Below are 10,452 nucleotides of genomic sequence, written 5' to 3'. Positions count from 1 at the left end.
CGCATCGTCGCCTTGGTGAGCCATTACCTCACCAACTAGCTAATGCGCCGCGGGCCCATCCTATAGCGACAGCCGAAACCGTCTTTTAATAGTTCGCCATGAGGTGAACTAGATTATTCGGTATTAGCCCCGGTTTCCCGGAGTTATCCCAAACTATAGGGTAGGTTGCCCACGTGTTACTCACCCGTCCGCCGCTAACGTCAAAGGAGCAAGCTCCTTCTCTGTTCGCTCGACTTGCATGTATTAGGCACGCCGCCAGCGTTCGTCCTGAGCCAGGATCAAACTCTCCATAAAAGAAATTTGATTAGCTCAAATTGTTTTGCTGGCATCAATTTTGATGTCCAAAATTTTTGTTTTGTTCACCAGCAGAAGCTAGCTACTAAAAACTTGATTGATTACGTTTTGCTTGTTCAGTTTTCAAGGTTCATGTTTTGCTTTGTTTTAGCGTGTCACCGTGGCGACTTGTATAATACTACACCCCTTTTTTAAAAAGGTCAACACTTTTACTGAAAAAGATTTTATTTTTTTATTAAAGCAGAAAACCTTCCTATATTAATAATTATATATTTTTTTGGTTTCAATCACTGCTTCTTGAATTGTTTTAATGTAATATCGCTAACTAAAATATAATTTTATCATATTTCTTAATTAAGAATTAATAGATTTTTTTAGAAAAAGGAACAAAAAAACTCGGTATAAAAACCGAGCATATCAATTATGCCTCGGCATAATTGAGTCCGGAATCGGCTTTGTGCTTAGGCCTGCATGAAGCAGGTCAGTTAGCCGTTATCGCATGGATGTGATGATTTTAGGCTAACATCCTTTACTAACTCCTTTCCGATTCCGTGACATCCGCCAGAGGCTTTGGGCCAACAGATGTTTTTTGCGCGAATGCGTAGTGCTAACGTAGCGTCAGCAGCACGATGTCGGTCACTCAGGCGTTTTCACAGGATGTGAAGATCTTAGCCTGAGTTCCTCTATTTCAGCGGGTGTTTGGACACCCGCTGAAAAGTAGCTTAAATTTGCATTCATCTCACCACCTATAGAGGTGGGAGACTTCTGTATCTGCCGCTATGCTTTCGATACAAAAAACATTTGCTGAAAGAAGTTAAAATGGGAAAAAGAACGGGATGGCTGTCATCATAACAATAAACATTACAATCTGTAACGGAATACCTATTCTTACAAAATCCATAAATTTGTAGCCCCCTGCTGTCATTACCAGCGCATTGGTAGGTGATGCAATTGGTGTGGCAAACGCCATGCTTGCCGCTACTGCTACTGCAATCATAAACGTTGTTGGACTAACATCCATTGCAATCGCAGCACTCATTGCAATAGGTGAAAACAATACAGCAGTTGCCGTATTACTAATAAATTGACCAAAAACGGCTGTCAAAATATAAACACCTATGAGCACTCCATAAGGTCCAAAATCACCAAGGGCATTGATGATACCATCAGATAAAATAGCCATACCTCCTGTTTTTTCTAATGCTGTCGCCATTGGTAACATTGCGGCAACCAGCACAATGCTTTCAAAATTCATATTGCTATAGGCGTCTTCCATATTTCTTAAACAACCTGTTAATATCATTAGAACTGCACCAATCATTACAGAAATAACAGCAGGGAAAATTTCGAATGCCATTAAAATAATCATGAACAGCATAATAATACCAGCAAGACCAGCTTTACCTGTAGCAGCCGCTACACTTGCATGTTCCTTCGGCTGACCAACAACTACGACATCCTGGGTCTCTCTTGCTAACAAAAGAATTTCATCCCATGCGCCTTGTACTAATATAGCGTCTCCAAATTTCAACTTATGAGAAACCATATCTTGAAGCTTATATCCACCTTTTCTATTAATACCAATAATGTTTAGATTGTATTTTTCTCGGAATCCAAGAGAACTAACTGTTTCGTTGATAAAGCTTGAATTTGGTGTAAGCAAGACCTCTGCAATACCGAGATGTTTTGACACCAATTCATCGGCCTCTCCCTCTACTAACCCTTGCATCTCAAGATGATAATCTTCTACAAAACGGCGAATGTCCTCTTCTTCTCCTTGAACATACAGCTCATCCTTAGCATGAATAACACTTGTTGGACCTGCCATTTCTTGATAAGTCATCGGCAGTAAATTAATGCCCTCCTGTGATTTGCGATGAATTTTCATCATGCAAAGCATATACTTTGCTGGCAGTTTTAATTCTGCTAATGATGTATCAATAATAGGAGATTCTTCTGGAACAGAGATTTTAAATAGACGATTATTTAAATCATACTGCTTAATAATTTTCTTTGGCGAAAGTTTGTAGCCTTCATTTGTCTGGGTACGATTTTGTTCCTTTGGTAATAGGATATTGCGTACAAGCACTAAATAGGCGATACCCGCAATCATTCCAACAATACCTATAGGTGTTATTTCAAAAAAACCAAGTTTGTTATAACCCCTATCAACTAATAATTGACTAACAATTAAGTTGGTTGGTGACGCAATTAATGTCATAAGACCAGACAGACTTGCTACATATGAAAGTGGCAGTAGAAACTTAGAAGGGCTGACTTTCATACTAATCGCTATACTTACAACTATTGGCATCATTAATGCGACAGTACCTGTATTACTCATAAAGGCACCGACAGATCCTACAATAACGAGCAGTAATACAAATAATTTCAGCTCACTATTGCCAGACCATTTGAGCAATAATTGTCCTGCCATTCCCGCAAGACCAGTACGTAAAATTCCTGCACCCACGACAAATAGCCCTGCAATCATTAAAACTACAGAGTTTGAAAAACCAGATAATGCCTCTGTGGGTGTTAAAATATCCGTAATGACAAATGCCAGTAGTGACACAATAGCTACAAGATCTGCTCGTATTTTATTGGTCACAAATGCGAAAATTGTTGCTCCTAAAATAAGAAATGTTAATGTAAGCTGCACATTCATGAATTCCTTTCTAACATTAATCATTATATTTTTTGACAGCAAAAAAGTTTTATTTCATTGCTATTTTTATTATAGCTTACGGGAGAGTATATATGATAAAATTCACCATTTTTTCAAAATTAAAATAAGTGTGGCACTTAACCACACTATTAAAAAAACATTAGTTATTTAAGATAAAGATGATGCTCTTTAATATAATCGTAACATGCATTAGGTAAGAGATATCTTGGTTCACCACCCATCGCAAATTCTTCCCGAATATAGGTTGAACTAATTTCCATTGCTAAGCCCTTATCTATAAGATGGAATCTCCCATCATCATTGTTTCTTAAAATCGGAGAACGACTAATTGTTGATAGCATATCAATTCCATGCCTTGCCATTACAATAAATTTATTTTCTGCTACTAATGCGTCCCCCTTTTTCCATAATCCCGCACCAATATCCACTAATAAATCAGCGCCCATAATAAAATGAACTTCATCCTCTTGGTGCTCTTCTCTAAAATATTTCATGGTGTCATATGTGTAAATATTCCAGCCCTCTTGAATCATTTCATAGGAATCTGCAATAAATCGATCATCCTTGGCAATTGCTAGCTGTAGCATATTCCAGCGATGATTATCCTCTGTTTTTATTGTTTTATCCTTCCGTTTATTCGAGCAAGGCAAAAAAATAACCTTATCTAATTTACAGCGGTGCGCAACCGTGCTAGCTGTCCAAAGCTGAACATTGGTAATAGGATCAAAGGACGAACCATAAATACCTATCCTCGCCATCGTGTCTCCCTCCTATTTCTTTTACATTTAAGTATTCATCCCGTAAGAAATCTTGTCTTTTATTGCCTGTATGCTTGCCATTTTATTGTCCCAACAGGCTTGACTTAAATCGACAGGATATTCTTCTGGGTTCATCGTTCGTTTGTACTCACACCATAACAATTGTAAGTTTTTATTTACATATGCTTGTGTTTCTTGGATAGGAGGTTCCTCATACACAACTTCCCCATTTTCTACGATGCTTTCATGTAACTCTATCGCTGTAAAGTTCGTAACAATTTTACTGATATACGTATGAACAGGGTGAAACATTTTTAATCGCTCTATTTGCTTAATGTTTTCCCCATCTAATGCAATATAGTCACCTTCAGCATGACCATTCTCATTATTAACAATACGGTAAACACGCTTGCGACCAGGAGTAGTCACTTTTTCAGGGTTTGCTGAAATTTTAATTGTATCGACCATTTCTCCACTCTCATTTTCAATAGAAACTAATTTATATACCCCACCTAGGGCTGCCTGATCATAGGCTGTAATCAGCTTAGTACCGATTCCCCAAGCATCAATTTCTGCCCCTTGTGACTTTAAATGCATAATAGTATATTCGTCTAAATCATTAGATGCCATAATTTTTGCTTCTGTAAAACCTGCATCATCTAGCATTTTTCTTGCCATTTTCGAAAGATAGGCTAAATCGCCGCTGTCTAAACGGATACCAACAAAATTAATCTGTTCTCCTAATTCCTTTGCTATACGAATTGCATTTGGAACGCCTGAGCGTAATGTATCATAGGTATCTACTAAGAAAACACAGTCTTTATGTGACACTGCATATTTTTTAAACGCAGTATACTCATCTCGATAAGTTTGAATCATCGCATGAGCATGTGTTCCTGACACTGGAATACCAAATAATTTCCCTGCCCTTACATTACTTGTTGCTGAAAATCCACCAATATAAGCTGCACGAGTTCCCCAAATTGCGGCATCAAATTCATGAGCACGTCGGGTACCAAACTCCATCACGACATCTTCACCTGTCACCTGTTTTATACGTGATGCCTTTGTCGCGATAAGTGTTTGGTAGTTCACAATATTTAACAATGGCGTTTCAATTAACTGGGCCTCTGCCGATGGTGCCTCAATTCGTAGGATCGGCTCATTGGAAAAAACTAGCTCACCCTCCCTCATCGCCTTAATAGTTCCTGTAAACTTAAGATCCTGTAGGTATTGTAGAAATTCCTCTGGATATTTCTTCTCTTCTCGCAAATATTGAATATCACTTTGAGAGAATCTAAAATTATTTATAAACTCTATCACTTTTTTTAAACCAGCGAATATCGCATAACCATTGCCAAATGGAATTTCTCTAAAATATAGCTCAAAAGCAGCTTTACGTTGATGAACACCATCTTGCCAATAAGTTTGAACCATATTAATTTGATATAAATCTGTGTGTAACATGAAGCTATCATCTGCATATTTCATGTTCTACCCTCCATTCTTGTTGGTCAAATAATAGTAGCATCAAGTGTTTGCTCAAAATGACTTAACGCCCACTCATGCCCTGTTTGATTAAAAGATGCAACAGCATTTTTATGAATTACAATCTGGAATCCTTTATTATAAGCATCTACCGCTGTATGAAGAACACAGATATCTGTACAAACCCCAATTAAATGAAGCTCAGTAATTTCTCTTTCACGTAATTTCAACTCCAAATTTGTCCCTACGAAGGCAGAGTAGCGTGTTTTATCAAGGTAATAGACATGGTCCTGCTCTTTATTTGATTCATATAACGCTTTTAAAGCTCCATATAAATCTCTACCTTTTGTATTACGAATATTATGAGGTGGAAATAACTTTGTTTCAGGATGATAAACATCCCCTTCTTCATGAACATCTATTGCAAATACTGTAAACTCACCATTCTCGATAAATTCCTTTGTTAAGTCAAAGTTTGCCCGCTCAAGCAGCTGTCCAGGCTCTCCACAAGTTAGAGCTCCATCTGTGGCAACAAAATCCACCGTGTAATCAATATTAATTAAAGCTCTCTTTTTCATCATTTCATCACTCCATTCCATTAATTAGTAATACTATAATTACAAATTACATTTGTTAAAATAATCAGGAAAGACGAATCTTTCCTAATGGTAAATGGACTCAACAATTTCAAAATCATTAAATGTATATAGTTGTGAAGGTCTGAAAGAATTTCGTTTCGTTTTCTTCGGCTTCCCTTCCTCATCCAGTACCCTTTCGATAAAAGATAGTTTGGGTGCCTTTGTAAAGAATACGGAATCATTTGAAATTCGAGAATCTTCTCCAACTGTCAGAAGCACTCGCTGTAATTCAGACAAAGTAAACTCTTGTGGTAAAAAATTTTTAGCAACTGTTGTTTGTATCATATCTCTTTTAATAAATTCCAAAGCATCGGTAATAATTTGGCGATGATCAAATGCTAGCTGAAGGGTAAATACCTCCTCAATATCAAATAGCTCCACCTCGGCAGCGTCATCGTTTGCCTGTCGTTGCTCAATAAATATTTCTGGAACAATGGCGTAAAAGGCATTTGAAATCATCCAACCACGAGGATCTCGATCAATTCCATCATAAACACCAAAATGTTGTATATGTAAACCCTCTACATTTGTTTCTTCCTTTAACTCTCTTTTTGCAGCGATATAAGCTGTTTCCTTTTGACTGGCATCTATAAAACCTCCTGGTAGTGCCCATTTACCGCCTTCAATATTCGGATTTCCTTCAGCATCCTTTGCTGCACGTTTAATGAGCATAATCTTTAGCGTCATATTTGGCGGTGCTTTTTCCTCTTTTTTTTCTGAGACAATTGTAAAAATAGCAATATCTGCGGTATAGCCATCAGGTGTTTGATATTTTGAAGAATCATAGTTTGCAAGCACTTCTTCTTCACTACGGAATTTTGACATTGAAAAACTCCTTTATTTTATTGAAGTAATTTGTAATTATATAATTACTATTTAACAAAATGATACTCGTAAATACTAATAATTGCAACTCTTTTATAACTAAGATTAACCAACCATTTGCCTTTAAAATCATCGACAAATGGTTGGTTAATGCAAGGTTATTATAAAGCCTTAAAGCATTTCTGAGCTTGTTTTTGCTTGCAAATGAAGAAGTAAATAATCTGGCCCACCAGCCTTTGAATCTGTTCCTGACATATTAAATCCACCAAACGGCTGATAACCAACAATAGCGCCTGTACAACCACGGTTGAAGTAAAGATTTCCGACATGGAATTCTTCACGAGCCTTTTCAATATGCTCACGGTTATTTGTAATCACTGCACCAGTTAAGCCATATTCTGTATTGTTGGCGATTTCAATTGCATGATCAAAATCCTTTGCTTTCGTAAAGCCAACTACTGGTCCAAAGATTTCTTCCTTCATAATTCTTGCCTCTGAAGAAAGATCAGCAAATACAGTTGGCTGAATAAAGTAGCCTATAGAATCGTCGCCTTTTCCACCTGTCAACAGCCTTCCTTCCTGCTTACCAATCTCAATATAATCCATGATTTTATTATACGCATTCCGATCAATTACTGTTGCCATGTAGTTTGAATAGTCTGTTGGATCACCTTGAGTCAATTCATCTGTTAACGCTACTACACGTTTCAGAACTTGATCGTATACATCTTCTACAATAACTGCACGAGAACATGCAGAACATTTTTGACCAGAGAAGCCAAATGCAGAAGATACTATCGAAGTCGCTGCTAATTCAAGGTCTGCTTCTTTATCAACAACAATTGTATCCTTTCCACCCATCTCAGCAATCACACGTTTTATCCAAATTTGTCCATCATGCACTTTCGAAGCACGTTCAAAAATACGAAGACCAACATCACGTGAACCTGTAAAGCTGATAAATCGAGTGTCTTTATGATCAACAAGGTAATCCCCCACTTCTGAGCCACTTCCTGGCACGAAGTTAAGAACACCTTTAGGAAGACCTGCTTCCTCCATCACTTCAACAAATTTAGCAGCAATCACTGGAGTAGTGGAGGCTGGCTTTAATAATACTGTATTACCTGTCACAATTGCCGCTACTGTTGTCCCAGCCATAATAGCGAATGGGAAGTTCCAAGGCGAGATAATAATCCCCACTCCTAATGGAATATAGTCATAACGATTAAATTCATTTGGACGACTTTGAACAGGTGAGCCGTCTTTAATTAAAAGCATTTGACGACCATAATACTCCAAGAAATCAATGGCTTCTGCTGTGTCTGCATCTGCCTCCTTCCATGGCTTACCCGCTTCCTTTGTTAGCAATGCTGAAAATTCATGCTTACGGCGGCGAATAATTGCAGCAGCCTTAAATAAAACATCTGCGCGAAACTCAGCTTTCACTTTTTTCCACGTTTTAAATGCTTGAACAGCTGCTTGCATAGCTTTTTCAGCTAGCTCTTTATTCGCCTTCGATACACGTCCAATCACTTCTCTTTTATTGGAAGGATTGTAGGAAATAATCTTATCCTCTGTGGTAATTCGCTCTCCACCAATCACTAAATCGTAATCTTGCCCTAAGTACCCTTCAACGGTTTGTAAAGCATTCAAATAATCTAATCGATTAGCTTCAACACCAAAATCAGTAAACGGCTCATGCCTATACACTACTACCATATATACCTCCAATATTGTTATCTACTCAGCTTATTGAGCTGAAAAAATTAGAATCCTTATCTTACGGGCACAACCAGCTCTGTTAATTTATTTTTAAGGTCTACTTCAACACTAGATGAAGCATCTACTAACGGCACTGAAACTGAACCAACAGGTATACCGATTAAATTTAAAGCAGCTTTTAAAGGGCCTGGATTTCCTTCTTTATATAGCGTCTTCATTAATGGGAAAAACTTTTTATGCAGTTCTACTGCTTCATCGTAGTTTTTCTCTTGAACTAAATCATAAATCTTCACCCATACATCTGGAATAAGATTAGAGCTAGCTGTTATAGCCCCTGGTGCTCCTGCAATAAATGAAGACACTGCTCTGAAATCCTCTCCACAAAGAACGGAAATTTTATCACCAACAGTTTGAAGTAGCTCAAGGACATCACCTATATTATCCGAGCAAACTTTCATTCCAACTACATTTGGTACATTTTCAACAATCTCTTTTACTGTATCATTTGCCAAATGAATGCCTGTTTTATATGGAATGTTATAGAGGATAATAGGCATATCTAAGCATTTATCAATCGCTTCATAATATTCGATAAAACCTTGTTTAGTCGGACTTACATAATATGGTGTCACAATCATTACAGCGTCCGCACCAGCTTGTTTTGCATAGTTACCTAATTCCACATTGTCACCTAATCCTGGAGAAAGTAATCCTACTACTACTGGAACACGACCATTGATAGTACTTAATGCAACATCAATAGCAATTTTTCGCTGTTCCATATTGAGCGCAGCATATTCTCCTGTTCCACCTAATACAAGTAAAGAATGAATATTATTATTTAGTTGATCCTCGATTAAATTTGCGAAGCTTTGTTTATCAACAGACCCATCTTGATGTAAAGGTGTTACTAACGCTGTCATAATTCCATTAAATTTCATTTTAATAATCTCCTTTAAATGTTATTTATAAGCCTTTGCATTACCCAATACTTGTGGATTTACTACATTTCTTGATATTTTTCCATTTAACACAACACCAACTTCTTGTGTTATCGATTCAGAGCATCTATCTTTTGCCTCTAATGTATCGCCACCAAAATGCGGTGTAAAAATTACATTCTCCAATGTAAAAAGAGGGTTATCACTATTTGGAGGCTCATGCTCTAAAACATCTAACGCTGCACCAGCTATTTTTTTAGTAACTAAGGCGCTATATAATGCTTGTTCGTTTATCAATGAGCCTCTTCCTAAATTAATTACAAATGCTGAATCTCTCATTAACTCAAATTGCTTAGCAGAAAATAAATGATATGTGCTTTTCGTTAGTGGTGCATGTAAAGAGATAAAATCACATATTGGAAGAACCATATTTAAGTCATCGGTTTTAACAACACCATGTAGCTGCATCTCTGATTCTGTAACAAACGGATCAAACCCTAAAACATTCATATTAAATGCCTTTGCTTTTTTAGCTAAATCCTGTCCAACCCTTCCCATTCCTACGATTAAAAGTGTCTTTCCATTCACTTCCATAGGAAAATAGGTTTCTCTATAATGCCATTCATTGTTTCTAACTTTAGAATCACTAATATTTAAGTTCCTACTTAAAGCTAAAATAGACATCACCGCATGCTCTGCAACAGAGGTGTAATTACTGGACGGTGCATTCAACACAACTATTCCAGTTTCTGTTGCACTTGGAACATCTATATTATCTAGCCCGACTCCATGCATTCCTACTACCTCAAGGGAGGGGCAGCTTTCTAAAATATTTCTTGTAATTTTTTCTGTTCTAACAATGACTGCATGTGCCTGATGTTTGTTTATATAGTCTATAATGGTCGCCTCTGAACCATTGGGTGCCAACACTACATTAAAATGATCAGTCAAGTACTCAACACCATTCGGTCGAATCGTTGGTTCAATTAATAGGACTGTTTTTGTCATGTAATTTCTCCTTCAAAGACAAAGTTATGATACTTAGTATACTAAGTTAGTGTAAAAAAATTTCGAGAATGGGAGTCTTTGTTTATCAA

General features: G+C 37.2%; 8 protein-coding genes and 1 rRNA gene. All 9 read right to left on the bottom strand.

Annotated elements, in window-relative coordinates; all coding sequences use genetic code 11:
* Positions 1 to 294: ribosomal RNA gene (locus ACQKIM_RS04645) — 16S ribosomal RNA — on the bottom strand; the annotation flags it as partial.
* Between the two features lie 814 nt (positions 295 to 1,108).
* Positions 1,109 to 2,962, bottom strand: coding sequence for an SLC13 family permease (locus tag ACQKIM_RS04640; RefSeq protein ID WP_427539768.1), 1,854 nt, complete (start codon positions 2,960 to 2,962; stop codon positions 1,109 to 1,111).
* 164 nt (positions 2,963 to 3,126) lie between these two features.
* Positions 3,127 to 3,741: a nicotinate (nicotinamide) nucleotide adenylyltransferase gene (nadD, locus tag ACQKIM_RS04635; RefSeq protein WP_427539765.1), complete on the bottom strand. Its 615-nt coding sequence runs from the start codon at positions 3,739 to 3,741 to the stop codon at positions 3,127 to 3,129.
* A gap of 27 nt (positions 3,742 to 3,768) precedes the next feature.
* Positions 3,769 to 5,232, bottom strand: coding sequence for a nicotinate phosphoribosyltransferase (locus ACQKIM_RS04630; protein ID WP_427539762.1), 1,464 nt, complete (start codon positions 5,230 to 5,232; stop codon positions 3,769 to 3,771).
* A 23-nt stretch (positions 5,233 to 5,255) separates the two neighbouring features.
* Entirely contained in the window at positions 5,256 to 5,810 is a 555-nt protein-coding gene (locus tag ACQKIM_RS04625; protein ID WP_427539759.1) for a cysteine hydrolase family protein, read from the bottom strand.
* 81 nt (positions 5,811 to 5,891) lie between these two features.
* Positions 5,892 to 6,692, bottom strand: coding sequence for an NUDIX domain-containing protein (locus ACQKIM_RS04620; RefSeq protein ID WP_427539756.1), 801 nt, complete (start codon positions 6,690 to 6,692; stop codon positions 5,892 to 5,894).
* Between the two features lie 171 nt (positions 6,693 to 6,863).
* Entirely contained in the window at positions 6,864 to 8,411 is a 1,548-nt protein-coding gene (pruA, locus tag ACQKIM_RS04615) for an L-glutamate gamma-semialdehyde dehydrogenase (protein WP_427539754.1), read from the bottom strand.
* A gap of 56 nt (positions 8,412 to 8,467) precedes the next feature.
* Positions 8,468 to 9,355 (bottom strand): 4-hydroxy-tetrahydrodipicolinate synthase, encoded by an 888-nt coding sequence (gene dapA / locus ACQKIM_RS04610; RefSeq protein WP_427539751.1) that lies wholly within the window; start codon positions 9,353 to 9,355, stop codon positions 8,468 to 8,470.
* A gap of 21 nt (positions 9,356 to 9,376) precedes the next feature.
* On the bottom strand, positions 9,377 to 10,363 hold the full coding sequence (locus tag ACQKIM_RS04605) for a hydroxyacid dehydrogenase (RefSeq protein WP_427539748.1): 987 nt from the start codon (positions 10,361 to 10,363) through the stop codon (positions 9,377 to 9,379).
* Between the last annotated feature and the right edge of the window lie 89 nt (positions 10,364 to 10,452).

The organism is Lysinibacillus sp. NPDC047702, from assembly GCF_050272555.1.
Classification (GTDB): Bacteria; Bacillota; Bacilli; order Bacillales_A; family Planococcaceae; genus Lysinibacillus.
Note: the sequence above shows the minus strand (reverse complement) of the source record. Positions and strands in the feature narration are given on the sequence as shown.

Coding starts and splice junctions, on each gene's coding strand:
- ACQKIM_RS04640 (WP_427539768.1), bottom strand. CDS start 2,962: ATGAATGTGCAGCTTACATTAACATTTCTTATTTTAGGAGCAACAATT.
- nadD (WP_427539765.1), bottom strand. CDS start 3,741: ATGGCGAGGATAGGTATTTATGGTTCGTCCTTTGATCCTATTACCAAT.
- ACQKIM_RS04630 (WP_427539762.1), bottom strand. CDS start 5,232: ATGAAATATGCAGATGATAGCTTCATGTTACACACAGATTTATATCAA.
- ACQKIM_RS04625 (WP_427539759.1), bottom strand. CDS start 5,810: ATGATGAAAAAGAGAGCTTTAATTAATATTGATTACACGGTGGATTTT.
- ACQKIM_RS04620 (WP_427539756.1), bottom strand. CDS start 6,692: ATGTCAAAATTCCGTAGTGAAGAAGAAGTGCTTGCAAACTATGATTCT.
- pruA (WP_427539754.1), bottom strand. CDS start 8,411: ATGGTAGTAGTGTATAGGCATGAGCCGTTTACTGATTTTGGTGTTGAA.
- dapA (WP_427539751.1), bottom strand. CDS start 9,355: ATGAAATTTAATGGAATTATGACAGCGTTAGTAACACCTTTACATCAA.
- ACQKIM_RS04605 (WP_427539748.1), bottom strand. CDS start 10,363: ATGACAAAAACAGTCCTATTAATTGAACCAACGATTCGACCGAATGGT.